Annotated in this window: 22 protein-coding genes and 1 tRNA gene; 13 read left to right on the forward strand and 10 right to left on the reverse strand. The window is 64.5% G+C overall.

From position 1 onward, the window contains the following. Nucleotides 1-12 precede the first annotated feature (12 nt). From HY058_06805 to HY058_06840, 8 genes are all read left to right on the forward strand, one after another. Nucleotides 13-945 carry a response regulator gene (locus tag HY058_06805; GenBank protein ID MBI3496995.1) on the forward strand — a complete coding sequence of 311 codons (933 nt, stop codon included), beginning with the start codon at nucleotides 13-15 and terminating at the stop codon, nucleotides 943-945. A 282-nt stretch (nucleotides 946-1227) separates the two neighbouring features. After that, nucleotides 1228-1881 carry a PAS domain-containing protein gene (locus HY058_06810; protein ID MBI3496996.1) on the forward strand — a complete coding sequence of 218 codons (654 nt, stop codon included), beginning with the start codon at nucleotides 1228-1230 and terminating at the stop codon, nucleotides 1879-1881. A 247-nt stretch (nucleotides 1882-2128) separates the two neighbouring features. Continuing rightward, entirely contained in the window at nucleotides 2129-4168 is a 2040-nt protein-coding gene (locus HY058_06815) for a TonB-dependent receptor plug domain-containing protein (protein MBI3496997.1), read from the forward strand. A 52-nt stretch (nucleotides 4169-4220) separates the two neighbouring features. Then, entirely contained in the window at nucleotides 4221-4742 is a 522-nt protein-coding gene (locus tag HY058_06820; GenBank protein ID MBI3496998.1) for a YfiR family protein, read from the forward strand. A gap of 15 nt (nucleotides 4743-4757) precedes the next feature. Next, nucleotides 4758-7451 (forward strand): response regulator, encoded by a 2694-nt coding sequence (locus HY058_06825; protein ID MBI3496999.1) that lies wholly within the window; start codon nucleotides 4758-4760, stop codon nucleotides 7449-7451. A gap of 54 nt (nucleotides 7452-7505) precedes the next feature. Further along, nucleotides 7506-8387: a response regulator gene (locus tag HY058_06830; GenBank protein ID MBI3497000.1), complete on the forward strand. Its 882-nt coding sequence runs from the start codon at nucleotides 7506-7508 to the stop codon at nucleotides 8385-8387. A gap of 338 nt (nucleotides 8388-8725) precedes the next feature. After that, nucleotides 8726-8956 carry an AbrB/MazE/SpoVT family DNA-binding domain-containing protein gene (locus HY058_06835; GenBank protein MBI3497001.1) on the forward strand — a complete coding sequence of 77 codons (231 nt, stop codon included), beginning with the start codon at nucleotides 8726-8728 and terminating at the stop codon, nucleotides 8954-8956. Further along, nucleotides 8946-9353 (forward strand): PIN domain-containing protein, encoded by a 408-nt coding sequence (locus tag HY058_06840; GenBank protein MBI3497002.1) that lies wholly within the window; start codon nucleotides 8946-8948, stop codon nucleotides 9351-9353. The genes HY058_06835 and HY058_06840 overlap by 11 nt, the downstream gene beginning before the upstream one ends. Before the next feature lie 79 nt (nucleotides 9354-9432). Here HY058_06840 and HY058_06845 read toward each other — a convergent pair. The 7 genes from HY058_06845 to HY058_06875 form a co-directional block, all read right to left on the reverse strand. Continuing rightward, nucleotides 9433-9507: transfer RNA gene (locus HY058_06845), tRNA-Asn, on the reverse strand. A 76-nt stretch (nucleotides 9508-9583) separates the two neighbouring features. Beyond that, a complete protein-coding gene (locus HY058_06850) occupies nucleotides 9584-10669 on the reverse strand; it encodes a DUF2817 domain-containing protein (protein ID MBI3497003.1) in 1086 nt (361 codons plus the stop codon). Between the two features lie 34 nt (nucleotides 10670-10703). After that, nucleotides 10704-11810 carry a mandelate racemase/muconate lactonizing enzyme family protein gene (locus HY058_06855; protein ID MBI3497004.1) on the reverse strand — a complete coding sequence of 369 codons (1107 nt, stop codon included), beginning with the start codon at nucleotides 11808-11810 and terminating at the stop codon, nucleotides 10704-10706. 33 nt (nucleotides 11811-11843) lie between these two features. Further along, entirely contained in the window at nucleotides 11844-12944 is a 1101-nt protein-coding gene (locus HY058_06860; protein ID MBI3497005.1) for an AbrB family transcriptional regulator, read from the reverse strand. Beyond that, nucleotides 12941-13918 (reverse strand): succinylglutamate desuccinylase/aspartoacylase family protein, encoded by a 978-nt coding sequence (locus HY058_06865; GenBank protein MBI3497006.1) that lies wholly within the window; start codon nucleotides 13916-13918, stop codon nucleotides 12941-12943. Before HY058_06865 ends, HY058_06860 begins: the two co-directional genes overlap by 4 nt. Nucleotides 13919-14012: 94 nt before the next feature. Beyond that, nucleotides 14013-14390, reverse strand: a complete 378-nt coding sequence (locus HY058_06870; GenBank protein ID MBI3497007.1) for an endonuclease domain-containing protein — start codon at nucleotides 14388-14390, stop codon at nucleotides 14013-14015. A 101-nt stretch (nucleotides 14391-14491) separates the two neighbouring features. Next, the gene (locus HY058_06875; GenBank protein MBI3497008.1) at nucleotides 14492-15646 is read right to left on the reverse strand and encodes a 2'-deoxycytidine 5'-triphosphate deaminase; all 1155 of its coding nucleotides are present in this window, start codon (nucleotides 15644-15646) and stop codon (nucleotides 14492-14494) included. 224 nt (nucleotides 15647-15870) lie between these two features. On the opposite strand from HY058_06875, the gene HY058_06880 reads away from it, so the two are divergent. The 5 genes from HY058_06880 (at nucleotide 15871) to HY058_06900 (ending at nucleotide 21418) form a co-directional block, all read left to right on the forward strand. Beyond that, nucleotides 15871-17439 (forward strand): ABC transporter substrate-binding protein, encoded by a 1569-nt coding sequence (locus HY058_06880; protein MBI3497009.1) that lies wholly within the window; start codon nucleotides 15871-15873, stop codon nucleotides 17437-17439. Nucleotides 17440-17554: 115 nt separating this feature from the next. Further along, on the forward strand, nucleotides 17555-18532 hold the full coding sequence (locus HY058_06885) for an ABC transporter permease (GenBank protein MBI3497010.1): 978 nt from the start codon (nucleotides 17555-17557) through the stop codon (nucleotides 18530-18532). 41 nt (nucleotides 18533-18573) lie between these two features. Continuing rightward, on the forward strand, nucleotides 18574-19449 hold the full coding sequence (locus HY058_06890; GenBank protein MBI3497011.1) for an ABC transporter permease: 876 nt from the start codon (nucleotides 18574-18576) through the stop codon (nucleotides 19447-19449). Beyond that, a complete protein-coding gene (locus tag HY058_06895) occupies nucleotides 19446-20426 on the forward strand; it encodes an ABC transporter ATP-binding protein (protein ID MBI3497012.1) in 981 nt (326 codons plus the stop codon). The genes HY058_06890 and HY058_06895 overlap by 4 nt, the downstream gene beginning before the upstream one ends. Beyond that, nucleotides 20384-21418, forward strand: coding sequence for an ATP-binding cassette domain-containing protein (locus HY058_06900; GenBank protein MBI3497013.1), 1035 nt, complete (start codon nucleotides 20384-20386; stop codon nucleotides 21416-21418). The genes HY058_06895 and HY058_06900 overlap by 43 nt, the downstream gene beginning before the upstream one ends. Before the next feature lie 55 nt (nucleotides 21419-21473). Here the strand turns inward: HY058_06900 and HY058_06905 are convergent, their stop codons facing one another. The 3 genes from HY058_06905 to HY058_06915 are packed head-to-tail and all read right to left on the reverse strand — an operon-like array spanning nucleotide 21474 to nucleotide 25496. Then, entirely contained in the window at nucleotides 21474-22280 is an 807-nt protein-coding gene (locus tag HY058_06905) for a class I SAM-dependent methyltransferase (protein ID MBI3497014.1), read from the reverse strand. Between the two features lie 56 nt (nucleotides 22281-22336). Continuing rightward, nucleotides 22337-24790 (reverse strand): GcvT family protein, encoded by a 2454-nt coding sequence (locus tag HY058_06910; GenBank protein MBI3497015.1) that lies wholly within the window; start codon nucleotides 24788-24790, stop codon nucleotides 22337-22339. Next, complete coding sequence (locus HY058_06915; protein ID MBI3497016.1) at nucleotides 24780-25496, reverse strand: phosphotransferase; 717 nt, start codon at nucleotides 25494-25496, stop codon at nucleotides 24780-24782. Before HY058_06915 ends, HY058_06910 begins: the two co-directional genes overlap by 11 nt. Nucleotides 25497-25518 lie beyond the last annotated feature (22 nt).

Here is a 25518-nt window from a genome sequence, read left to right on the forward strand (position 1 = left end):
GGCCTCGAATTCATGCCGGCGGGTCTCATTCTTCTCATCGAGGACGATGCGCTGCAACAACGCTTCTACTCGGGCACGCTGCAAGCGGCGGGGTATTCCGTAGTCGCCTGCAACTCGGGCGAGGAGGCGCCGAAGCTCTGCGACCTACATGCGCCGCGGCTGCTTGTCCTCGACATCAATTTGCCGGGCATCACCGGAATCGAGACCTGCAAGCGCATCCGAAGAGAACATGTCGGCACGGCGCCCATAATCTTCGTGACCGCGGTCGACAAGCTCGAGATCTTGCGCGAGTGCATCGAAGTCGGCGGCGACGATTTCATGGTCAAGGGCGCTGACATCAAGTCCTATCTCGAGCGCGTCGGCTACTGGATGCACCGACGTTGCCTGAGCGCGATGGAACGCAACGGGATTCTGCGCAAGGTCACCGCCAAGATCGACGCGGCACCAGAGGCAGAGATCCAACCTGCTCCACCCGGCCCCTCGCACCCTGCGATGGAGCCTGTCGGGACGGTGAAGCCGACGCATCCGCTTGTGGAGCCGCAACCGACCCATACTCCGATCCGCCAAGAGGCAGCCAGCCCTTCCGCGGTCGCCTCCATGGTCGCCTTCATCGATGAGGCAAGATCCGGAGCTCCTGCGGACTTCGGGAGGGACGTGAAGGAGAGGTTCACATTGCTGGGATATGCCTCAGGCGTTGTGAACGCCTTTGCCAATACGAGCCTGGAGGCCAAGCTTCGTTTCGCCGAACACCTGCGCTCAGTTCTGGGCGGCGCGCGACTGATGACGGAGAGCGAGATCGATGCGGCGATCGAGCGCTGGTACAGGCTCTATGACGTGCCGGTCTTTCGCGAGGCCTGCCTCCTTGGAGAGGCGGAGTTCCAGCGCCGTCTCAGCAGCGGAAGGAGCGTCCGTCCGACTCCAATCCATAACCTCATGACGGCTTGACCACGGTCACGGCGGTCGCTCGGAGGCTGGCCTCTTCATTCGCTCCAGCTTCGCCGCCCGACACGCCGTTCGGTTGGCTCAGCATCAATGCGTCCTCAAAGAAGTTGCAGGCACGAAGTCCCCAATCGCGGTCTCGACCAGCGCTGGTCCTCGACCTACAATGAAATCTTTCACACGGCAGAGCCGTCCAGGGGGCCGAGGCCGGGCGTCCGGCTCCGTTAACGTATCGTTAACGTTCCGGCGCCATTTAGCCGGGCTACCCTGCCCGACAAGTTTCGGTGAATGAGCAAGATCGTCTGGAAGTTCTCCGACATGACCGGCCCGGACGGCGTTGGACCCGAGCCGATGCTTTTGGAGAGCGAGCTTGACGGCCCGGTCGAACCTGCGGGGCAGGCCGCCGAGGCTATCGGCCATCCCGAGCTGATTCGGCTGCATGCGTATTGGGCAGCAAAGTGCCGACCTAGCTGTCTCCCCTCGCCACGCGATCTCAATCCGGCTGAGCTTGCCGACTTTCTGGGCAACGCGCTTTTGGCCGACATTGTCGAAAGCGAGCCTTTGCGCATCCGCTACCGGCTCGTCGGCACCAGGCTGGTCGAGTTGTGGGGTCGCGATCCGAGCGGCAAGGATTTGGAGGAGCTATACTATCGGCCCTTCCGGCAAGCGCTCTACGGTGTCTACAGGAACGTGATTGAGCGTCGGCGGTGGCGATATGACGAGGTGAATTTTCGATTTCTGTGGACGGTGATCGCCTATCATCGACTACTGCTACCATTGTCCACGGACGGTGTGCGGGTCGACAGCGTGCTGACCGCGATCTATCCGAACGACCCCGGATTGAAACGCGCCAGCCAGTGGCGGCTCACCGACGACATCGTCCGCATCTTCGACAACCTGTCGAACACCGCTGCCAAGATAAAGCGCCAGCCGCATCGCTGATCTGCCGGCCCGGCGCTGCCGCGAATGCGATCCGGATCGCGCTTAAGCCCACACGTTAAGGCTGCGCGCCGAGCGTTAACTGCAACACTTGGTGCGCTGCAGCGGAATCGCTCGCATTTCCACCGGCAAATGGGTTGCCATCGCCGCCACTTCGGCGAAGACTGGGTCATTTCTTCAGCATTGGCGGTGCAAACAAAGTCAGCGCACGAGAGCAGCGCCTTCGGTCCGAGGCGTTCCAGGGGGGGACATGCGTGACCATTGTGCAGTTCGCGGCCACGTGGCGGTCGCCTTCCTCTGCGTGGGTCTGCTCGCTACGCCCTGTGCGCGGGCCGAGGATTCATCCTTCGACGATTTGACCAAGCTCTCGCTCGAAGAGCTCCTCAACATCGAAGTGACGTCGGCTGCCAAGCGACCGCAAAAGCTCGGTGACGCTACCTCCGCCATCTTCGTGCTCACCCAGGAGGATATCCGCCGATCGGGCGCCACCAGCATCCCCGAGGCGCTGCGTATGGTGCCGGGACTCCAAGTCGCCAGGATCGACGCCAACTCCTGGGCGATCACCGCGCGCGGCTTCGCGAGCCGCTTCGCCAACAAGCTGCTGGTGCTGATCGACGGCCGCACGGTCTACACGCCGTTGTTCTCCGGCGTATTCTGGGATCGGCAGGATACGATGATGGAGGACGTCGAGCGCATCGAGATCATTCGCGGTCCTGGCGCTGCGCTCTGGGGCGCGAACGCGGTCAACGGCGTCATCAACGTCATCACCAAGCACTCCAAGGAGACGCAAGGCGATCTTGCCAGCGTCGCCGTGGGGACGGCCGAGCGCGTCTCGGGTGCATTCCGCCATGGCGGTGCGATTGGCGACAGCGCCACCTACCGAGCCTACGCCAAATATTTTGATCGCTACGACAGCACCACAGCTAGCAATGGACCGGGCCGAGATGGCTGGCGTTATGGGCGCGCCGGCCTTCGCTCCGACGGAGAGACCGCCACCCGCGATACTTGGACGCTCGATGCCGACGCGTATCGCGGGCGGCTCGGCGAGACGTTCATGACCCCCTCGTTCGCTGCTCCGTTCATCTCGACCACGAATGGCAAGACCGATACCGATGGCGGCCATGTCCTTGGTCGTTGGAACCATAGCTTGGCGGAAGGTTCCGACTTCACCCTACAGAGCTATTACGACCGAACCGGCTTTTCCGATCCCAGATTGTCGGAGTCGAGAGATACCGCCGACGTGCAGCTGGAGCATCGGCTGGCGATTGCGGAGCGGCACGAGGTCGTGTGGGGCGCGGGCTACCGCGTCACTCATGACGACGTCAACAATAGCGCCGCCTTGGCGCTCATACCGACGAGCCGTACGGCGCAGTTGCTCAGCGCCTTCGGTCAGGACACAGTGACGATCGTTGCGGACAGGTTCTATCTCACCGGCGGCGCGAAGATCGAGTACAACACATACACTTCGGTCGAATTCCAACCGACCGCGCGCCTTCTCTGGACGCCAAACGCGTCGGAAAGCGTATGGACGGCAGTCTCGCGCGCAGTGCGCACGCCCTCGCGCGCCGAAGAGGATGTCCGCCTGATCAGTTCGGTGCTGCCGCCGGGAGCGCCGGGCAACCCGTCGCCGCTGCCACTAGAAACGCTCATTTCCGGCAGCCATGCCTTGCGGGCGGAAACCTTGACCGCCTACGAGGTCGGCTATCGCCTACAGGCGACGTCTTCGCTCTCCTTCGACCTTGCGGGCTTCTATAACGACTACCGCAATTTGCTCTCCGAGGAGCCTGGCGCGCCCACACTCGTCTTGTCGCCAGTGCCGCACTTCGTCGTTCCGCTGACCGCCGCAAACAAGCTTCACGGCGACACCTACGGCTTAGAGCTGGTCAGTACTTGGCAGCCACGGCATTGGTGGCGTCTGCAGGGCTCCTACACATTCCTCAAGGTCGATCTGCGCCGGGATGCTGACAGCCTCGCGCCCGCCGCGATCGAAGCTCAGCGGGGCCAAAGTCCTCGACATCAATTCGGCCTACGCTCGCTCATCGACGTAACCTCGAACGTCTCCTTCGACAGCTTTCTCCGATACGTCGATGCGCTGCCGTCGCTCGGCGTTCCCCGCTATGTCGAGCTCAACCTCCGGCTTGGGTGGCGTCCTGTGCCGAATGTCGAGCTCGCGATCGTCGGCGAGAGTCTGATCCGCCCGGCCCATTTGGAATTCGGCTCTGAAACTCTGCCGGTCGTGCCGACCCGGGTCGAGCGCGCCGTCCTCTTTCAGACCCTCGTGAAGTTCTGAGCGCCGTCTCCCTATGCGCCACGCCAGGTTACGAGGCATCGCCGGAATAAGCATGACAGCGCTTGCGCTCGTCTTGCTGCCACCAACCTCTGGTTGGGCGCAAGCTGCCGGTGTAGATGAGAACGCGTTGAAGGCCGCCTTCCTCTATAACTTCATCACGTTTACCGAATGGCCGCATCAAAAGCTGCAACCGAACGACGACGCGCCGTTCCGCCTGTGCGTGTACGGGCAGGACGCACTGGGCGCAGCGCTGCGAGCTCTAGAAGCAAAAACCGTCAACGGCAGGTCCTTGTCGACAGCCCGAGTGGGTTCAACTGCCGAGGCACACAAGTGCAACCTCCTCTATATCGAGAATTTCGACGGAAGGCCAGCTGAGGCCATGTTGAGCGAGCTGAGCGCCGATGGGGTTTTGACGGTGGGGGAAGAGGCGAGATTCGCAGAGCTGGGCGGCATCATAGCGCTGGTCAAGCGCAACAACCGTGTGGCCTTCGTGATCAACATGGACGCGGCGTCTCGCGCCGGTCTCAAGTTCAGCTCGAAATTGCTGAGCCTGGCGACCGTCATTCAGAGATAGCGATCGGATGGCATGATGCTGCTGAGGCTGATCAGAAACCTCTCCATACGCAACAAGCTGATTCTGATCGTCATGCTGACGACGGGCGTCGTCCTCGTGCTGTCAGCGCTCGTCCTCATCAATGATCAGACGCGTTACTTTCGAAGCGCGGCCCTGTCCGAGCTCGCGACCTTGGCCAACGTCATCGGGGCCAACAGCACGGCTGCGATCGCCTTTGGCGATGCCGCTGCGGCTGAGGAGACCCTGGCAAGCCTCGCCGCCAAGCCGCAGGTTTCTGGCGCCCAAATCCATACTCGCGACAAGCAGGTATTCGCCAGCTATCCCAGGCAGTCCGCAGAGGCGGCATCAACGGAACCACGACCGCGGCGGCCGCGCGACGAGATGATCAGCGTCGACCGACCCATCCTGCACAACGGCGAACGGATCGGCACGGTCTTTGTGGAAGCGAGCTCGGAAGAGCTCGATCAGAGCATTCGCCGCTCGGAGACGTTGGTGCTGATGATCTTGGGCGCATCTCTTGTCGTTGCTTATCTTCTCTGTGTCGGCCTGCAGCGCATCATCTCGCAGCCGATTCTGTCGCTGGCGCGGACTATGTCGGCCGTCTCCCAGGAGCAAGACTATTCGGTTCGTTCGATCAAGACCTCGAACGACGAGATCGGGATCCTTGTTGACGGCTTCAATGCGATGCTGGGCCAGATCGAGACCCGCACCGATGACCTTCGTCGTACCCAGACGCTGACGCGGGATGCCATCGAAGCGCTGAACGACGGCTTTGCGCTGTTCGACGCCAAGGGCGAGCTGCTGCTCTTCAATCAGAGGTTCCGAGAGTTCTTCGCAGCGATGCTCGATCAGCTTCGGCCCGGAATGCAGTTCCACAGACTCCTGGAGGCGGCGGTGTGGCGCGACCAGTTGGGTGGAGTGCTCGAGGATGAGGAGCGAGCGATACGCCGCAGGGTGGAATGGGTGACGGCTCCTGGCGGGGCGCCTCTCATCTATCAACTTGCCGATGGGCGTTGGATCCAGAGCCGCGACTATCCGACGAGCGACGGCGGCTCGGTCTCGCTCTACAGCGACGTGACCGCGCTCAGGGCGAAGGAGCAGGAACTCGAGCTGGCGAAGGAAGGGGCAGAGGCCGCAAGCCAGGCGAAGTCCGATTTTCTCGCCAATATGAGCCACGAGATCCGAACGCCGATGAACGGCATCATCGGCATGGCCAATCTCCTGCTCGGAACCGAGCTTTCCCGCGAGCAGCAGGACTATGTGACGACGCTCAGGGAATCGGGCGCTTCGCTGCTTGCGATCATCGACGATATCCTCGATTACAGCAAGATCGAGAGTGGGCAGCTGCAGCTGGAGAACGCCGACTTCCCGCTGCATCGCATGATGGGGAGCGTCATCGATTTATTGAAGCCGACGGCAAGCCAGAAGGGCCTGCTGCTCACCCTGCATCTGGCACCCGAAGTCTCGGCTTGGGCGCATGGCGATCAATTTCGTTTGCGCCAGGTGATGGTCAACTTGATCACGAACGCCATCAAATTCACCAAGACGGGTTCCGTGCGCGTGCTCGTCACGCAGGAATCGTCGGATGCCTCGAGGGCGGTGCTGTGTTGCAAGATCGTTGACACCGGGATCGGCATATCGGCTGATGATCAAAACCGTCTCTTTCAAAGGTTCAGCCAAGTGGATGGCTCCGTCGCCCGCCGGTTCGGGGGGACCGGCCTCGGCCTCAGTATCAGCCGCCATTTGGTGGAGCTGATGGGTGGCGAGATCGGGGTGGAGAGCGAGCCCGGGTCCGGCAGCGAATTCTGGTTCAAGGTGCCCTTCGGCCATTCCAAACCGGCGGCAGAAACGCAAGCGAGCGCCTCCTTCCAGCCGGGCAAGGCTGCGACGCGCCCGATGCACATCCTCCTGGCTGAGGACAACCGCATCAATCAGAAGGTCGTAGTTCCGCTCCTCGAAAAGGCGGGCCACCGGGTCGACACCGCCGAAAACGGCCGCGACGCGGTGGAGGCTGTGCGCTTCATGCACTACGACCTCGTGCTCATGGACGTGCAGATGCCGGGAATGGATGGTTTTCAAGCCTCCAAGGCGATCCGAGACCTCGGCGGACACAAGGCGGAGGTGCCGATCATCGCCATGACCGCCAACGTGCTGCAGGGCATCGTCGAGCGTTGCTTCGCTGCCGGTATGACCGACTATCTGGCGAAGCCGGTCGCGCCGAGCGCATTGTTCGAAGCGATCGAGAGATGCGCGCGCCCGAGCGATACACCGTCCCGCCGCGGGATCGCCGCAGATGTTCTCACACGGTCTGATGACGAGACGGCCGCCGGCCCGCTTGACCTGGTCGCGATCGACCGGCTCATCGGGTATCTCACTGCGGCCCGTGTCGTCGAATTGATAGAGGATTTCGCCGATGAGATTCTCGACCGCGTCGATGCTCTTGAAAGGGCGGTCTCGGCCGGCGCGCTTGATGAGCTGCGGCGGGTGGCGCATGACCTGGCCGGAGCCTCCGCGGCGCTCGGCCTCTCCGAACTGGTAGAGAGGGGGCGCAAGATCGAGGCTGCCTGCGCGGCCGTGGAGTGGGAGCACGTGCGGGAGTTGGTTGCCGGCACATTCCCCTTGCAGTTGCGTGCAATCGCAGCGCTTGCTGACGCCCGGGCGCGCATACTCGCAACCGGGGCCACGGCCCAACCCGCGGTGGCGCGCTGAACCGCCAGAGAGGGCAGAGCTAGATTCGATAGCGACTCGTGAAGGCAAAGACGCATGGCCCGTGGTCTGATCTTGGTCGTCGAAGACGACTCATTGCAGCGGAAGCTCTATGTCGATGCCTTGACCGCCAATGGATATCAGGCGGTGAACGCGCAGACCGGTGAACGTGCCATCAGCTTGCTTGCGCATTATGTTCCGAAGCTCGTCATCCTCGATATCAATTTGCCGGGGATCGGCGGAGTCGAGGTCTGCCGACGCATCCGGGCTCAGCTTGGCTCGGCGGTTTCGGTCATCTTCTTCACCTCCAGCGACCGTCTGGCAGTCTTGCGGCAAGGCATCGAGGCGGGCGGCGACGATTTCCTCACGAAAGGCGTCGGCGTTTCCGGCATGCTGGAGCGGGTCGGCTATTGGATGCATGCGCGCGCGCGCTCCCTCGAGCCGGCGCAGCGTGACAACATACTTAAAAACGTCACTAATGCCATTGCCGCCGCCGGACCGGCCCAGGCGGCGATGAATGCGCTGCCGCCCTCGCACGATTGGCGCCAGCTCGATCCGCAGACCGATGAGAACGTGGCGACGCTGCAACGCTTCGTCGGCGAGGCGCGCACGCTTGCGCCCGGTGCATTCGGCCGCATCGTCGACCAGAAGCTATATCTCTTGGGCTACATCACCGGCGCGGTCAATCACCTGGCCAACTCGAGCCTCGTCCTAAAGATCCGGTTCCTCGACTATCTCAAGTCCACGCTCCGTGGCTCCGAGATCCTGGAGGACAATGAGATCGAACGCCTCATCGACAATTGGCACGAGCTCTACGGCCAATCCACCTTCGAGGCAGCCTGTCATCGCGGCGAAGCCGATTTCCAATCTTGGAACGCGAGCCTGCTGCCGCCCGCCGGTCTGCAGGAGTTCGCAAGCGCATCGCAACCGGAGGCCTAGCTCATTCATGTCTGGCGGAGTCCGGCGACCGAGCGCTAGTGCCATGGTCGACGGGGCTGTGCCGGCAAAAGCGAAAATTGGCTCGCCACGAGTGATGAAACTGGGAACTGGGCGGAGAACATCCCGCTCTCGACCAACAGCCTATGAACCGGATTTGAAAACACCCCATCGAGAACGGCTCAGCTTTGACGGATAGCCAATGCTCCCGCGCCATGACGGAGTCTTGCCGGGCTCGCATTCAGGTTTGTACGGGCGCGTCCAAGCGCCCGCGCCGTTCCCTTGACCGAGCCCGGCGCTGGATATACATTATTTCTGAAGTATATCTAAGGAGTCTGCGCATGCAGGTCGCGAAATGGGGCAACAGCCTCGCCGTTCGCCTTCCCGCGGCGGTCGTCGAGGTGTTGGATCTGAAAGAGGGCGACGACATCGAAATTCGCGTCGCCGATGCACGGGAATTCGTGGTCACACGTAAGCCCGGACGAGAAGACTTGTTGAAGCGTCTTCGCGCATTCCGCGGGCGACTTCCCGCCGACTTCAAGTTCGACCGGGAAGAGGCCAATGCCCGGTAATTTCTTCGACACCAACGTGTTGCTCTACGTCGCATCGGGCGATCCGGAAAAGGCGGACCGCGCCGAGAAGCTGATCGGCGACGGCGGCATGATCAGCGTCCAGGTGCTGAATGAGGTTGCCAGTGTGGCCCGTCGCAAGATGAGGATGTCCTGGGCGGAAACCCATGGGTTTCTCTCCACGATCCGCGGCCTTCTGCCGGTCCAACCGATCACCATCGAAACCCACGAGACCGGACTTGACCTCGCCGAGCGCTACGGGCTCCCGATTTACGACGCGATGATCGCCGCCTCGGCGCTGCACGGCGGTTGCGACACGCTCTGGTCGGAAGATTTTCAGGATGGGGCCGTGCTCGATAACCGGCTTCGCATCAGCAATCCGTTTCGAGCGGAGGGCTGAGCATGAAGGAGCTGACGGAGCATCCGTCGCTCTCTATCTCAAGCAATGGATCGCGACGCGACCGCAGGTTCGCTAAAGGTGGCTCCCGGGGAGGGATTCGAACCCCCGACCAAGCGGTTAACAGCCGCTTGCTCTACCGCTGAGCTACCCGGGAACAGGGCCCTTGGAATGGCCGCGGTATATATCAGCGCAACCGACGTGGCGCCAGGGATAATTCCCCGGCGCTCCCCTCAGCTTGCCGCCAAACCGGCGATCGCCTGGCGGGTGATCTGCGCCGCGCGGAACAGCACCATCTCCTTCCAATCATCGGTGTCGGGGAAGAAGGCGCGGCGGATTTGCGCCTTGATGCGCTTGGCGTCCGGCGCATGAAAGTTGCTGTGGGCGTGCAGCCAGGCGTCCTCGCGGAGCGCCTTGCGCACGAAGGTCCTGGGGAAAGTGCCGTATTCAAGTGCCACATAGGTGAAGGCGGCGTGCGGCAAGAGCCGCGTCCAGCCATGGGGGGTCAAGCCGACCTTGACCGTGGAAGACGAGGTGCCGAGCGCCGGTTCGGTCACCGACTCCCCGAACCACGCCTTGGCACGGGCGGTCCCGTCGCTGCCGGGCGGGTGGTCGCAGATGGGCTCGCCATAGCCATAAGGGCCGAGCCCGGTATGGAGGTCGATCGCCGCCACATGCTTCGCCCGGCCGAGATGCTGCTGGATGATCGCCTCGCTGGTGCGCCTCGCCCAAGTCGGCGCCTCGCCGCCGTAGAAGAGGCCGGTCTTGTGCTTGTATTGGCCCTGACCGACCGCCGCGTAATAGGCCATGTCGCCATGCTTCTCGCGCCAGGCCTGGATAGTATTCTCCGCCGTCTCGAAGGCGGGGCCGGAGAGCGACGGCGGCACCAAGGCCTGGGCGAGCTCGTCATAGCCGGGATTGGCCGGCAAAGCCTCGGCGTAGTCGACCCAGTTGCGGTTGAGATCGACATTCTCCTCGGTCGTACGCCGCAGCCAGGCAAAGCCGTGGCAGTTGACGCCATGCACCAGCAGCACCGCCATGTCCTTCTGCCGCCGTCCGTACCCGCCGGAGATGAGCCCGTCGATCTGGCAGCCCGAGCCGCAGAAGCCTTCGACGCCATGGGTGGCCGAGAGCACCACCAGCACCTTCGGCGCGTCCTCGGGGCCGAGCCAAGCCGTGTCGGTCGAGACCTCCTCGCCCCCCGGCCCCGTGTTCGGGTTGAGGTGGTGGCCGATGGTGGCACCGGCGGCCTTCGCGGCGCATAGAAACTTGTCGCGCGCTTCCCAATAGGTCGCCGAAAACTGGAACTCGAACGCCATCTTTGTCTCCGGAAGAACGTGGATCGGGAAGCCGTTAACCCAGGCGCGTCAGCTCCAGGCGCTTTTCGTCCAGGCGCGCACCGAGGCCTGGGCGCTCGGAGAGCTCGATCCAGCCGCCCTTGTGCTGGAGCGGCTCCTCCATGATGAAGTCGCGGCGCTCCAACGACCATTCCGGCGGATCGAACGGGAATTCGAGGAAGGGCGATCCGGCGATGCCGACCGCGAGATGCGCGTTGGCGAGCACGCCCAACCCATTGGTCCAGGTGTGGGGGGTGAAGAGGAGGTGATGGCTGCGGGCGAGCTCAGCCACCCGGGCAAGGCCGGTGATGCCGCCGACCAATGCCGCGTCGGGCTGCAGCACGTCGAGGCAACCGCGCTCGATCATCAGACGGAACTCGTAGAGCTCCCGCGTCATCTCGCCGCCGGCGATGCGCAGCCGGGTCGCCTGGCGGAGGGCGGCCATGCCGGCATGGTCGCCGCGGTGGAGCGGTTCCTCCATCCAATAGGCGCCGAGCTCTTCCAAGGCGCCCGCCACCTCGAGCGCGTCCTTCAGTGTCCACGGGTCGGCCACATCCCAGGGCATGCGCCAGCCTTGGTTGCAATCGACCATGAGGGCGAGCCCATCGCCCACACGTTTTCTGACCGCCGCGACCGCGGCAACGTCGTCGCGCCAGTTCGGGCGGTGGAAGCGGAGCTTGAGCGCCACGAAGCCTTGCTCCCGGTAGCGCTCGGCCGCTTCGGCGAGCTCGCCCGGATCGCGCAGCGTGCCGGACGAGGCATAGGCTCTTACCCGGTTCGAGCGGCCGCCCAGCAGCCGCCAAATCGGCTGTCCCGCGGCTTGGCCCGCCAGATCCCAGAGTGCCATGTCCACCGGCCAGCAGCGGCCGTAATGGAACTGGATGTTGTCGAGCACGCGGTAATGGCGATCGATCTCACGCGGGTCATGGCCGATGAACAGGGGTTCGTGCCCCTGAAAGCCAAGCATGCGATCGCCCGAGCCGATGCCGACAAGACCGTCGTCGGTCGTGATCCTGACCACGCTTGCGTCGAAATGCCGCCGGGGCCGGCTGTCCCAACTGGCATTGAAGGGCGGATCCAGCTCGAGGCGGTGATGGGTGATGGCGATGTCGGTTATTTTCATGGGGCGCGGGGCGCTGCCGCTCTGCTGGGTCGGTCAGTCGTCGGCGGGAGCGGCGCGCTGGACGCGCCGGCGATGGGCGAGGTGCCGGATCAGCCGAAAGCTGATGGGCACGCACAAGATCACGATCATGATGCGCGCCACATGGTGGGTGGAGACGAAGGCGGCGTCCTTGTGCAAGGCGAGCGCCACCAGGCTCATCTCGGCCAAGCCCCCCGGCGCATAGGCAAGCGTCACCTCGGCGATCGGCACGCCCGACGCCAAGGACAGGATCTCGGCCAAGACCACCGTAATCGCCAGCAGCACCACGGTGGCGCCGAGCGATTTCAGGATCACCGAGCGGATTTTTTGCCAGGGCACGCCGGAAAACCGGCATCCGACCGAGGTGCCGATCACCACCTGGGCGGTCGCCACCAGCAGCGCCGGCGGCTTGCTGGCGGAGATGCCGGCGAGATGCACGGCGGCGCTGAGTGCCAGCGGGCCCAAGAGTGTCGCGGCCGGCAGCCGGAGGCGCGCGGCGCCGATGCCGCCGACGATGCCGCAGGCGAGCAGCAGGGCGACATCGAACCAGCCGAGCGGCGCCCCGCCGATCGCCGGCAATGCCGAGGTTGAGGGGGTATAGTCGCCGAAGAAGCGGAACCAGAACGGAATCACCAGCACCACCAGCAGGACCCGGCTCGCATGGGTGAGCGCGATCAGCCGCTCATCGCCGCCATACGCCGTTCCGAACATCACCATCTCGTTGAAGCCGCCGGGGCTGGCCGCGAAGAATGCCGTCACCGGGTCATAGCCTCCGATGCGCACGAAATACATGGTGAGCAAGCCGGTGGCGATCGCGACATAGGCGAAGAGGCCGCCCAGGGTGATCAGCCACTCGCCGACATGATCGAAGATGCCTGGCATGAAGCTGCCGCCCAGCATCACGCCCAGCACCACGATCATAAAGTTGCGAAAGCTGAGCGGCAGCCTGACCGGCAATCCCATCATCGATGCCACGGTCACCACGCACATCGGGCCCAGCATCCAGGCGAGAGGAAACCGTGCCAGCGCGAAGGCGAGCCCGCCCAGCGTTCCCAAGGCGAGGGCCAGAACCAGTGGATAGGCCTCGCGGGTCAGAGCCGGCAGGCGTTGGATCAACCAAAGTCTCCTGCGACGTAGCGGCCGAGGCGAACGGCCGTCTGCCCCCGATGCAACCGGCGCGAAGGCATGATCAGCACGCAGTTATCGTAGGGGCTGAGCACCGGGCGGTCGTCGTCGCGGGCGATCTCGGTGCCGGCCTTGGCGATCACTTCCATGCCGTGAAACGCCGTGGCAAAGCGGAACGCATCGGTGGTCACGGTCACCGCCTGAGTCACCTCGATGACCCGTTGGCGCGCCGGTGCGCCGGGCTTGAGATGCTTTGCGAGGAAAGCAGCGGGCACCACATCGAGGTGCTTGAGGAACCGCAGCGTCGTCTCGATGGCGACCGCGGCCGATTCCGGCTCCCAATGCTGGCCGCACTCCACCAGAAGGGCATTGCGCGGATCGGCCTCTCTGCCGAAGAACGCATAGTCCCGGAGCCGCTTGCCGGCGGCATGACCCTCATCGCAGACGACCGTCGCCGGATAGCCCACGGCCTGGGCGAAGGCGCGACCCTTGGCCAGCGGCCCCGCCAGCATCAAAGGCGGGGTTCGATGCTGCATCGAGTGGATATCGAGCAGGTAGTCGATGCCATCGATGATCCGCCGGTATTGGCGCGCGCGCCGGAGCTCGACCGAGTTCCGGGTGCCGTCGAGGATGAGCTCCGACCAGACCCGGTTGATGTCCTCCTCCACGAAACGCGACGCGCTGGGCTTGGCCGGATCGAAGCGCTGATAGGCGGCGACGTTGAGGAATCCCAGGGTCAGCCTGCCGCGGGTCGGACGCACCGCTTCGCGCAGCAAAAGGTCGAGCGCAATCGCGCCGCACACCTCGTTGCCGTGGGTGATGGCGTTCACCATCACATGCGGACCCGGGCGGCCGCTGTCGAAGGTGCTGACATAGTCGACGCCGGTATTGCCCTGCTTGTAGGCAGAGAGGTCAGGGGCGGTGAGCTTCACGGGATATTCGTCGTCGGGCAGGGGCGCGGCCATGGGACCTTGGCATGGAGTGTCGGAGGATCGTCGCAATAGTAAATGTGATGCGGCGCCGTCACACCCGCAAAATTGCGGTCTCGGGCTTTCTGGTCTACCCCCTCCCCCGCGTCAGCGGGGGAGGGCAGGGGTGGGGGCATTCCGCAGTGATGCGCTCCAATACACCCTCGATGTTTGCCAGCACCTCATTGTTCCAAAATCTTAGTACCCGCCAACCAACTTTCTCAAGAAATGCTGTACGGGCGTTCTCTCGAGGGCCCATCGCGTGTTGACCTCCGTCGATCTCGACGACCAGACCCATCTCTAGGCACGCGAAGTCCACGATGTAGGGCGGAACTGGATGCTGCCGGCGGAATCTGAGGCCGTGCAGCTGACGGAACCTGATGCGGCGCCAAAGAACACGCTCTGCTTCGGTCGGAGTTGTCCGCAGCGTCCGCGCGCGCGTCCTGGTCCGTGCGTTGATCCTGGCCATTTCGTCGGCATCTCATCTGGCGATGACGGCGGGCCCCCACCCCGACCCTCCCCCACACACGTGGGGGAGGGTGGTTGGAGCAGGTGGATTTTGCCCGTTTCCTAGCCGCGCTTGAACTGCTTGCCCAAGGTCAGGCCCTGGCGTTGGTAGGAGGAGCCGATGCCCTGGCCGTAGAGCTTGTCCGGCTTGGCGATCAAGCGCTCATAGACCAGCCGTCCGATGATCTGGCCATCCTCAATGAGGAACGGCACCTCATGCGAGCGCACCTCGAGCACGGCGCGGGTGCCGGCGGCGCCGATCTCCGGATCGCCGAAGCCGGGATCGAAGAACCCGGCATAGTGCACCCGGAACTCGCCCACCGAAGTATCGTAGGCGAGCATCTCGGCGGCGTAGGCGGTGGGGATGGTGATGCTTTCCTTGGACGCCAAGATATAGAAGTCATGCGGGTCGAGGATGATGCCGCGGCCGGCGCGCGCCTGCATCGGCTCCCAGAAATCGAGCGGGTCGTAGAACTCGCGCTTGTCCACGTCGATGACGCCGGCATTCTTGCGGGCGCGGTAGCCGACGATCTGCGCCGGTCCGGCTCCATCGATATCGACCGAAAGGGCGATGCCGCCCTTGATGTCGGCCATGCCCATCGGCGCATCGATGAGCGGTCTTTGCTCGTGCAGCTCGCGCATGGAGCTGTCGCTGGGCGTGGGCGAGCCGCGCTTGATCCTGAGCTGCATCAGCCGCGAACCGCGCCGGACCAGGATCGGAAACGCCCGCGGGCTCACCTCGGCGTAAAGCGGCCCCTCGTAGCGCTCGCGCACGCTATCGAACTCCGTGCCGTAGTCGGTGATGAGCCGGGTGAACACATCGAGCCGGCCGGTGGAGCTCTTCGGGTTGGCGATGGCGGAGATGCGCTTGCGGAGGCTGAGATGCTCCAAAAGCGGAATGATATAGACGCAGTCCCTTTCCAGGACGGCACCGCCGGTGAGGTCGAAGCGATGCAGCTCGAGCTGGTCCAGCTTCGCTTTCACGGTGGCGGATCGGCCGGGAAGAAAGCTCGCCTTCACCCGGTAGGCCTGGGGGCCCAGCCGCAAATCCAGGCTCGCCGGCTGGATCTGCTCCTCGAGGATGGGATCGGGCGCCTGCACCAGATGATTGGCGATCGCGTGCCGGAGGCTCTGCGAGGGCAGGATGCCGGTCGTGTGCTCCGCGGCCGGCGGTTCGTCTTGAGGCGCAAACAGGGGGGCGATGGCGGGCTCGCTCATGGCCCTTGATTTAGCCCAACCGGCCGGGCGCGACACGCGCAAAGTTGCGGCCTCGACTTATCCACAGTGAGCGGCGCCAACCGTCTGCCGGGGCGACATTGCCAGCCCCCCGGAAAGGCGCTATCAGAACCGGTAAATCCGGCGGTAACGGCCGGAAACGGCAATACAATGGCAAGGGAGCGTGCCCGCACGGGCGCGCTTGCCCTTGGGAACCGGGAGCTACCATGAGGAAGCTGATTCGGGGCGCGGCGCTGGCCGTCGTCCTCTCGTTCTTCGCACCCACCATCCACGCCAGAGAGCTTGCGGTCGGGCTCGGCGCCTCGGTCACCTCGGCCGATCCGCATTTTCACGCGCTCAATCCCAACGTGGCGCTGCACGACCACATCTTCGAATACCTCATCAACCAGGATGCCGAGCAGCGGCTGGTGCCGGCGCTGGCGACGTCATGGAAGGCGATCGACGCGACGACGTGGGAGGTAAAGCTCCGCCAAGGAGTCAAGTTCCACGACGGCTCAACCTTCGATGCCGAGGATGTGCTGGCGACCTTGAAGCGCGTGCCCTGGGTTCCGAATAGCCCATCGGCCTTCACCATCTATACGAAGTCGATCGCCCAGACGATCGTCGTCGATCCCTACACCATCCGCTTCAAGACCGCTTCACCCTATCCGTTGCTGCCGAACGACCTCAGCAACTTCTTCATCATCAACCGCAAATACGTCGAAGCCTCGACCGAGGACTTCAACCGCCTCAAGGCCACCATCGGCACCGGCCCCTACAAGCTCGTTGAGTTCGTGCTCGGCGAACGCTACGTGCTCGAGCGCTTCGATGGCTACTGGGGCCCGGAGGAGCCGTGGGAGAAGGTGACCTTCCGCCAGATCAACAGCGCGCCCTCCCGCGTGGCCGCCCTGCTCGCCGGCGACGTGCAGCTGATCGAGAATGTGCCGACCGCCGATATCGAGAGCCTGAAGAAGAATCCCGACATCGTGCTCTCCCAGGGCGTGTCCAACCGGGTGATCTACTTCCATATGGATCACCAGCGCCCGACCACGCCTTTTATCACCGACAAGCAAGGCAAGCCCCTGGACAAGAATCCCTTGCAGGATCTGCGCGTGCGCCAGGCCTTGTCGAAGGCGATCAACCGCAACGGCATCGTGGCGCGCGTCATGGAAGGGGTGGCGATCCCGGCGGGACAGCTCCTGCCCGAGAGCTTCTTCGGCACCTCGCCCAACCTCAAGCCGATGGAGTTCGATCCCGAGGGGGCGAAGAAGCTTCTGGCCGAAGCCGGATACCCCAATGGCTTCCGCCTGACCTTGCACGCCTCCAACGACCGCTACATCAACGATAGCCGCATCGTGCAGACGGTGGCGCAGATGTACAGCCGTATCGGCATCGACGCCCAGGTCGAGGTCATGCCGTGGGCGACCTATGCCACCCGCGCCACCAACCGGGAATTCTCGGTGTTCCTGGTCGGCTGGGGCTCGGGTACCGGCGAGACCTCGGGCTCGCTGCGGGCGCTCTTGGCTTGCTGGGACCCGGCGCGCGGCATGGGTACGGCCAATCGCGGCCGCTATTGCAGCAAGGAGATGGACGGTCTTCTGGCGGACGCGCTCAGCACCATCGACGAGAAGAAGCGGGCGCAGATCTTGGCCAAAGCGTCCGAGATCGCCATGAACGACGTCGGCATCATCCCGCTGCATTACGAGGTCACGACCTGGGCCACCCGCAAGGGCCTCAAATACAATGCGCGGGTCGGCCAGGAGACCCTCGCCATGGAAGTCCGGCCGACGAAGTGATCGTCGGGCGACCGCAGAAGTGCCCCCACCCTCCCGCTTCCGCGGGTCCCTCCCTCCCCCGCCATATGGCGGGGGAGGGCTGGGGTGGGGGCTCGGCCGCAATTAGATACCAGTCATGACCGTCTTCGTCATCCGGCGGCTGATGCAGAGCGTGGTCGTTCTGTTCATCATGTCGGTGGTGGTCTTCGTCGGCGTGTTCGCCATCGGCAATCCCGTCGATATCCTGATCTCGCCGCAAGCCGATCAGCTCGACCGCGAGCGGGCAATCCATGAGTTGGGCCTCGATCTGCCGCTCTGGGAGCAGTACCTGGTCTTTCTCTGGAACGCGCTCCACGGCAATCTCGGCCGCTCCTTTGCCATGAGCGAGCCGGCGCTCCGGCTCATCGTCGAGCGCCTGCCGGCGAGCCTGGAGCTGGCCTTGACCGCTTTTCTCCTGTCGCTCGTCGTGGGATTGCCCTTGGGCCTGTGGGCGGGTCTCAGGCCCAAGGCGGTCTCGTCGAAGACCATCATGGCCGGCTCGATCCTGGGCTTCAGCCTGCCAACCTTCTGGCAGGGCCTGGTGCTCATCATGGTGTTTGCGGTGATGCTGGGCTGGCTGCCCTCGACCGGCCGCGGCGAAGCGGTGGTCGTGCTCGGCATCCGCTCGAGCCTGTTCACGCTTGACGGCTGGTCGCACCTGGTCCTGCCGGCGCTCAATCTGGCGCTGGCCAACACCGCCTTGATCATCCGCTTGACCCGGGCGGGCGTGCGCGAGGCCGTCCACCAGGACTATGTGCGCTTCGCTCGCGCCAAAGGCTTGCAACCCAGCCGGATCGTCTTCGTGCATGTGCTGAGAAATATCCTGATTCCGCTGGTGACCGTGCTCGGGCTCGAGCTCGGCGGGCTCATTGCCTTCGGCGTGGTGACGGAGACCATCTTCGCCTGGCCCGGCATGGGCAAGCTGCTCATCGATTCGATCTACCGCCTCGATCGGCCGGTGGTCGTGGCGTATCTCATGATGATCGTGTTCCTGTTCATCATCATCAATCTCGCGGTCGACATCCTTTATTCGATCATCGATCCAAGGGTGCGGCTGACGGACGTGAAATCGTGAGCGCACTCGGCGACGATCTGGCTGCGAGCGAAGGTCCCGGCATGGTGGAGACGCCGTTTCGGCGCTTCCTTTCCGAATTCCTCGAGAGCCCGGTCGCCGTCGGCGCGCTCATCGTGCTGGCCCTTCTCATCGCCGCCGCCTTCACCAGCCCCTGGATCGCGCCGCAGAACCCCTACGATCTAACCAAGCTCGACATCTTGGACAGCCGGTTGCCGCCGGGCTCGGTCGGCGCCGACGGCCTCAGCTACATCCTCGGCACCGACGGCCAGGGCCGCGACATGCTGAGCGCCATTCTCTACGGGCTCCGCATCAGCCTTTCGGTCGGCGTCATGTCGGGCCTGGCGGCTCTCGTCCTCGGCATGTCGGTGGGCCTGGCCGCTGCCTATTTCGGCGGCCGCGTCGACACGCTGGTCATGCGCGCGGTCGATCTGCAGCTGAGCTTTCCGGCGATCCTGATCGCGCTCATCCTGGTGGCCGTGCTCGGCAGCGGCACCGAGAAGATCATTTTGGCGCTCATCATCGTGCAATGGTCCTACTATGCCCGCACCGTGCGAGGCACCGCCTTGGTCGAGCGCCGCCGGGAATACATCGAGGCGGCGCATTGCTTGGCGCTGTCCAAGCCGCGCATCATCTTCCGCCACTTGCTGCCCAACTGCCTGCCGCCCTTGATCGTGGTCGGCACCGTCAATGTCGCCGGTGCGATCGCGCTGGAGGCGACCTTGTCCTTCCTCGGCATCGGCCTCCCCATCACCGAGCCGTCCTTGGGCCTGCTCATCGCCAATGGCTTCGAATATCTGCTCAGCGGCACCTATTGGATCAGCTTCTTTCCCGGCATCGCCTTGGTCATGACCATCGTCTCGATCAATCTCGTGGCCGATCACCTCCGCGACATCCTCAATCCCAGGCTGAAGCGATGAGTGCGGCCACGCTGGTGGTGGAAGGCCTGAAGACGCATTTCTTCACCCGGGCGGGCGTGGTGAAGGCCGTCGACGACGTGTCGTTCGCGGTCGACGCGGGCCGCATCTTGGGTCTGGTGGGCGAGTCCGGCTCCGGCAAGACCGTGACCGGCTTCTCCATCCTCGGCCTGGTGGATCCGCCGGGGCGCATCGTCGCCGGCCAAGTCCGTTTCAAGGGCGAAGAACTCGTCGGCTTGCCGGAGGAGCGCCTGCGCCGGCTCCGCGGCAATCGCATCGCCATGATCTTCCAAGATCCGATGATGACCTTGAACCCGGTGCTGCGCATCGACACGCAGATGATCGAGGCGGTCACGGCGCATGAGACGGTGAGCGACAAGGCGGCGCGCGCCCGGGCTCTCGACGTTCTGGCGCGGGTCGGCATTCCCGCACCCGAGCAGCGCCTTGCCGCCTATCCTCACCAATTTTCCGGCGGCATGCGCCAGCGCGTGGCGATCGCCATCGCCCTCATCAACGGGCCCGACCTCATCATCGCCGACGAGCCGACGACCGCGCTTGACGTCACCATCCAGGGACAGATCCTCTACGAGGTGCAGAAGCTCGCCCGGGAAACCGGCACGGCGTTGGTGTGGATCACCCACGACCTCTCCGTCGTCGCCGGTCTCGCCGATGAAGTCTCGGTCATGTATGCCGGGCGCATCGTCGAGCGCGGCAGCGTGGATGAGATCCTGGACCGGCCGCTGCATCCCTATACGCGCGGGCTCATCGACAGCGTGCCCAGCCGCAACCGCCGCGGCGAGCCCTTGCGGCAGATCCCGGGGATGACCCCGTCCCTGCTCAACCTCGAGCCGGGCTGTGCCTTCCGGACACGCTGCGCGCGCGCGGATGCGGCTTGCCTCATTGAGCCGCCGGAGAGCGAGGTCGCGGCCGGAAGGCAATTCCGCTGCTTCCACCCCCACCGCGAGGCGGCGCTGACGTGAGCCCGCCGCTGATCGAGCTGGCCCAGATCAGCAAGCGCTTCGTGCGCCCGCTCGACGCGGCGGCGAAGCTCGCCCGCAGGTTGGGCGCCGAGGTCAGAGAAGAAGTCGTACATGCGGTCGACGGTGTCGACCTCGCGGTGATGGAAGGCGAGGTCGTCGGCCTCGTGGGCGAGTCCGGTTGCGGCAAGTCGACCTTGGGCCGCATCGCCGCCGGCATCTTGGCGCAGAGCGAAGGGATTGTTCGCTATCGCGGCGTCGACGTGGCGGGCCTCAAAGGGGCGGAGGCGAAACGCGCCACGCTCGCCGCGCAAATGATCTTCCAAGACCCCTTCGCCTCGCTCAACCCGAGAATGCGGGTGAGCGCCATCGTCGGCGAGGCGCCGCTGGTGCACGGCATCGCCGCCAGGCACGAGATCGACTCCTATGTCGATGACGTCATGCGCCGGGTCGGCCTCGATCCAGCCTATAAGCGCCGCTACCCGCATCAATTCTCCGGCGGCCAGCGCCAGCGCATCGGCGTTGCCCGGGCGCTTGCGGTCAAGCCGGAGTTTCTGGTCTGCGACGAGGCGGTGGCCGCACTCGACGTCTCGATCCAGGCGCAGGTCCTGAACCTGTTCATGCAGCTCCGGCGCGAGCTCGACCTGACCTATCTCTTCATCAGCCATGATCTGGGCGTGGTCGAGCATCTGAGCGACCGGGTGGTGATCATGTATTTGGGCCGCATCGTCGAAAGCGGGCCCGCCGAGGCGCTGTTCAAGGATCCGAACCACCCCTATACCGTGGCGCTCTTGGCGGAAGTGCCGCGGCTGGGGGCAAGGCGCCGCCACTTCGTGCCGGTCAAGGGCGAGATTCCTTCGCCCCTCGATCCGCCGCCCGGCTGCCACTTCCACCCGCGTTGCCCGCACGCGATGGAGCGCTGCCGCGTCGAGGTTCCGACGCTGATAGCAATCGCCCCCGGACGGCTATCGGCCTGCCATCTCAATGATGGATGAGGGTTCTGGGGGCCCGAAGTCACGAAGCCGCGATGCGACGGACAGCCTGACTTGTCTATCGCGGAACGACTCCTCGCACGGCCCAGGCACTTGCCGCATAGGAACGCGGGCCATCGGCTTCGCCATCCAGATAGGCGCGTCGCACATGTTCCTTCAGAGTCACCCTCGGCTCCGTGTCGAGGCCCGCAACGTACTCTGCTGCAGGGCCTTGGCCGCCGACATAGGGACCCCAGTAGTCCTCGAAACAGGAGAACTCCATTCTGATGCTCAGCAATGTCTGACTGATCTCCTGTAATCCCGCTCTGCTCCACGCGGCTTCAAGTTCGCCCGGACGGGACATCGGACGCGTGCATTGGCGCGCACGAAACGCATCCGCTCGCGCATCGATCGCGGCGGCGGTGTCAGAGAACATTCGATGCGCCACCACGCCACCTCTGGCATCCCAGACGGCGGCGGCTACGATTGCGCCTGGGCGACCCACACGCCGCATTTCCGAAATTGCACGATCCGTCTGCGGAACGAAGTGCAGCATCAGGAGCGAGAGCACACGATCGAAGCTCGCCTCGGGAAACGGCAATGCGCATGCGTCCCCAACCTGAAAGTCGACCCGGGTATCGGTATTTTGTCGACGCGCATACTCGACATAGACCGGAGAAAAATCGACCCCACGGATTTGTCTAGCGGTCGTTCTTTGCGCCAGCGTTCGTGCGAGGCTTCCCGTGCCGCAGCCAAGATCGAGAACCACATCGCCGACGGCGACATCGGCGAATTCAACGAAGCGCTCCGCCAGTCGGCGACTCCAGCGACCCATCTGCAGCTCATAGGCGTCGCCATCCGTGGCCTTAAACTCCGAGGATTGCATTGCTTGCCCCCGAGAACCTATTCCTCTTCCGCCGGTATATTGCTGGCAGGATCACGTCAGCTCTTCACCTTCTCATTTATCGGATCGTAGAGCGGGCGGAGGTGGAGCGTCGCCGGCACGCGGCTGGTGGCGACTTCGAGCTCGTAGTGTCCACCGGCGAGATAGGCATCGTCGACTCCCGCCTGATTGCGCACATAGCCCAGGCCGATGCCGCAGCCCAGCGTATAGCCCCAGCCGCCGCTGGTGAGCCAGCCGACCCGCTCATCGTCGCGGTAGATCGTCTCGCGTCCGAGGAGGACGATGTCCGGGTCGGCGACGGTGAAGGTGGCGAGGCGTTTCTTGAGCGGCTTCCCGCGCGCAGCCTCGATCGCCGCCCGCCCGAGATAGTCGGTGTTGCCGCGCTTCAAGGCCCAGCCGAGGCCGGCTTCGATGGGCGTGTGGTCCGGTCCGATGTCGCTGCCCCAGGCGCGATAGCCCTTTTCCAGGCGCAAGGACTCGATGGCGCGATAGCCGGCGTTGGCGAGGCCATGCCGGGCGCCGGCTTCGACCAAGGCGTCGTAGATTGCGAGCGCGCTTCCGACGGGAATGTGCAGCTCCCAGCCGAGCTCGCCCACATAGGTGACGCGAAGCGCACGCAGGCTGATTCCGCCAACGCTGATCCGACGCCAGGTGCCGAAGGGAAACGCGGCATTCGAGAGCTCGCCCTCGGCCACCGCAGCGAGAATGTCGCGGGCGCTAGGGCCCATGAGCGCCAGCACGGCGAAGGCGGTGGTGACATCGCTGAGGCGCGCATCCAGGCCCGGCTTGATGCCGCGTCGGATCCAATGGAAGTCGTGGATGGCGAAGCCGGTGCCGGTCACGATGTAGAACCGGTCCGGCGCCAGCCTTGCCACCGTCAGATCGCATTCGATGCCGCCGCGGGAATTGAGGAGCTGAGTATAGGTGAGCTTGCCCGGCGGCTTGGCCACATCGTTGGCTGAGATCCAGCCGAGTGCCGCCTCGGCATCGGGGCCCGAGAGTTCGAATTTTGCAAACGAGCTCTGATCGAAGAGGGCGGCCCGCTCGCGGCAGGCCCGATGCTCCTCCCCGACATGGGGGAACCAGTTCTGCCTTCCATAGGAATAGATGTCGCGGGGCAGGATTCCCGGCGGGGCAAACCAGTTCGGCCGCTCCCATCCGAGCTTCTCGCCGAATGAGGCGCCGGCCTCCTTGAGGCGGAGATAGAGGGGCGAGGTGCGCGTCGGCCGCGCGCTGCCGTTCTCTTCGAAGGGCCAGGCCATGGTGTAGTGCTTGGCATAGGCTTCGTGAGTGCGTTTTCTGACCCAGCCGAGGTCGCGCTGCGGCGGGCCGAAGCGCCTGATGTCGACGGGCCAGAGATCGAAGGGCGGCTCGCCGCCGGCGATCCATTCGGCCAAGGCGCGCCCCGCACCCCCGGCCGACGCAATGCCGAAGGCATTGAATCCGGCGCCGACGAAGAATCCGTCGAGCTCCGGCGCCTCGCCCAGGATGAAGTTGCCGTCGGGGGTGAAGCTCTCGGGCCCGTTGATCAGCTGCTTGATGCCGGCTTCAGCCAGCGCGGGAACGCGGGCGAGCGCCGCCTCCATCATCGGCTCGAAGTGATCCCAATCGGGATTGAGGAGGGTAAAATGGAAGCCCTCGGGAATCCCGGTCTCCGCCCATCCCAGGGGATTGGGCTCATAGCCGCCCATGACCAGCCCGCCGACCTCTTCCTTGAAGTAGATGAGCCGATCCGGATCGCGGAGCGTCGGCAGGTTCCGGGGCACGCCCATGGGCTCGGTCACCACATATTGGTGCTGGATGGAGACGAGCGGCACCGAGACGCCCGCCAAGGCGCCGAGCTCGCGCGCCCATTGACCGGCACAGTTGACGACCACGTCCGCCGCGATCGTGCCGTGAGCTGTCGCCACGCCGGCCGCGCGTCCGTTCTCGATCTGGATGCCCGTGACCGGGCAATCCTCGACGATCCTGACGCCGGCTTGGCGCGCGCCCTTGGCGAGGGCTTGGGCGATGTCGGCGGGGTTTGCCTGCCCATCGGTCGGCAGGAAGGCCGCACCCACGAGATCGTCGATGTGCATCGGCGGCCAGAGCGTCTTTGCCTCGCTCGGTGACAGGAGATGCATCTCCAGGCCGAAGCTTCTGGCTGTGGTTGCTTGACGCTTGATCTCGGTCAGGCGCTCGGCGTTGCAGGCAAGCCTGAGGCCGCCATTGCGCTTCCATCCCGTCGCCTGTCCGGTCTCCGCCTCCAATCGGTCGTAAAGCTCGACGCTGTATTTGAGGAGCTGGGTGATGCTGGCGGAGCTGCGGAGCTGTCCCACCAGGCCGGCTGCGTGGAAGGTCGAGCCGCTGGTGAGCTTGGCGCGTTCCAAGAGCAGGATGTCGCGCCATCCCAGGCGGGCCAGGTGGTAGGCCACGCTGCAGCCGATGATGCCGCCGCCGACGATGATGCAGCGCGCGGCAGCCGGCAGGCCCGAAGCCGGATCAGCCGCCATCGAACTCTCTCCATGCCGCATCGAAGCGTTCGAGGTTTTGCTTGGTGTAGAGGGCGTAGTCGAAGGCGAGGGTGGAATGCAGCTCCGAGACCATGCTCCACATCGCTTCACGCAAGAGCGAGGCGCAGCGCATCGCCGCCGCACTGCGGGCGAGCCCGGGCTGCAGCGGCTTGTCGAAATACGCCTCCAGCAGACGATCGCGCTCACGGCTCGTAAATTCGTTGTTGGTGGCAAGTCCGCCCAAATCGAAGAGCGGGCTGTTGTAGCCCGCATATTCCCAATCGATGAGCCAAAGACGCTTGCCGTCGTCGATGATGTTGGCGGCGAGGAGGTCGTTGTGGGCAAAGACCACGTCGATGGGGCCGGTCGCCGTTTCCAGCGCCTCGGCGATGCGAGACAGCTCGGGCACGAGCGATCGGTACGGTGAATCGGCCGCCGCGAGCCGGGCCGCATAGTCGCGGATGGCGTGGTAGACCCAGAAGAACGGCGCCGGTCCGCGCAGATGGCGTGGAATCTCCCGGTGGCAGCGATGCAGCAACGCAACCAGGCGCCGCAGCATCGCCTCGGCCCTCACATCCGCCGGTGTCAGCGTGCGTCCCTCGATGAAGCGAAGCACCAGCGCGCCGGCTTCGGCGTGGACGAGCTCGGGTGCCAGCCCGGCTGCATGCGCTGCGCGATGGCATTGCACCTCGCGGTGACGGGACACGCCGTGCTCCGGGCGATCCGCG

The sequence above is a fragment of the Pseudomonadota bacterium genome (genome assembly GCA_016195085.1).
Lineage (GTDB): Bacteria > Pseudomonadota > Alphaproteobacteria > SHVZ01 > SHVZ01 > JACQAG01.

Excerpts from the sequence above, each read along its gene's own strand:
- HY058_06805 (MBI3496995.1), top strand. The coding sequence starts at position 13 with ATGCCGGCGGGTCTCATTCTTCTCATCGAGGACGATGCGCTGCAACAA.
- HY058_06810 (MBI3496996.1), top strand. The coding sequence starts at position 1,228 with ATGAGCAAGATCGTCTGGAAGTTCTCCGACATGACCGGCCCGGACGGC.
- HY058_06815 (MBI3496997.1), top strand. The coding sequence starts at position 2,129 with ATGCGTGACCATTGTGCAGTTCGCGGCCACGTGGCGGTCGCCTTCCTC.
- HY058_06820 (MBI3496998.1), top strand. The coding sequence starts at position 4,221 with ATGACAGCGCTTGCGCTCGTCTTGCTGCCACCAACCTCTGGTTGGGCG.
- HY058_06825 (MBI3496999.1), top strand. The coding sequence starts at position 4,758 with ATGCTGCTGAGGCTGATCAGAAACCTCTCCATACGCAACAAGCTGATT.
- HY058_06830 (MBI3497000.1), top strand. The coding sequence starts at position 7,506 with ATGGCCCGTGGTCTGATCTTGGTCGTCGAAGACGACTCATTGCAGCGG.
- HY058_06835 (MBI3497001.1), top strand. The coding sequence starts at position 8,726 with ATGCAGGTCGCGAAATGGGGCAACAGCCTCGCCGTTCGCCTTCCCGCG.
- HY058_06840 (MBI3497002.1), top strand. The coding sequence starts at position 8,946 with ATGCCCGGTAATTTCTTCGACACCAACGTGTTGCTCTACGTCGCATCG.
- HY058_06850 (MBI3497003.1), bottom strand. The coding sequence starts at position 10,669 with ATGGCGTTCGAGTTCCAGTTTTCGGCGACCTATTGGGAAGCGCGCGAC.
- HY058_06855 (MBI3497004.1), bottom strand. The coding sequence starts at position 11,810 with ATGAAAATAACCGACATCGCCATCACCCATCACCGCCTCGAGCTGGAT.
- HY058_06865 (MBI3497006.1), bottom strand. The coding sequence starts at position 13,918 with ATGGCCGCGCCCCTGCCCGACGACGAATATCCCGTGAAGCTCACCGCC.
- HY058_06870 (MBI3497007.1), bottom strand. The coding sequence starts at position 14,390 with ATGGCCAGGATCAACGCACGGACCAGGACGCGCGCGCGGACGCTGCGG.
- HY058_06875 (MBI3497008.1), bottom strand. The coding sequence starts at position 15,646 with ATGAGCGAGCCCGCCATCGCCCCCCTGTTTGCGCCTCAAGACGAACCG.
- HY058_06880 (MBI3497009.1), top strand. The coding sequence starts at position 15,871 with ATGAGGAAGCTGATTCGGGGCGCGGCGCTGGCCGTCGTCCTCTCGTTC.
- HY058_06885 (MBI3497010.1), top strand. The coding sequence starts at position 17,555 with ATGACCGTCTTCGTCATCCGGCGGCTGATGCAGAGCGTGGTCGTTCTG.
- HY058_06890 (MBI3497011.1), top strand. The coding sequence starts at position 18,574 with ATGGTGGAGACGCCGTTTCGGCGCTTCCTTTCCGAATTCCTCGAGAGC.
- HY058_06895 (MBI3497012.1), top strand. The coding sequence starts at position 19,446 with ATGAGTGCGGCCACGCTGGTGGTGGAAGGCCTGAAGACGCATTTCTTC.
- HY058_06905 (MBI3497014.1), bottom strand. The coding sequence starts at position 22,280 with ATGCAATCCTCGGAGTTTAAGGCCACGGATGGCGACGCCTATGAGCTG.
- HY058_06910 (MBI3497015.1), bottom strand. The coding sequence starts at position 24,790 with ATGGCGGCTGATCCGGCTTCGGGCCTGCCGGCTGCCGCGCGCTGCATC.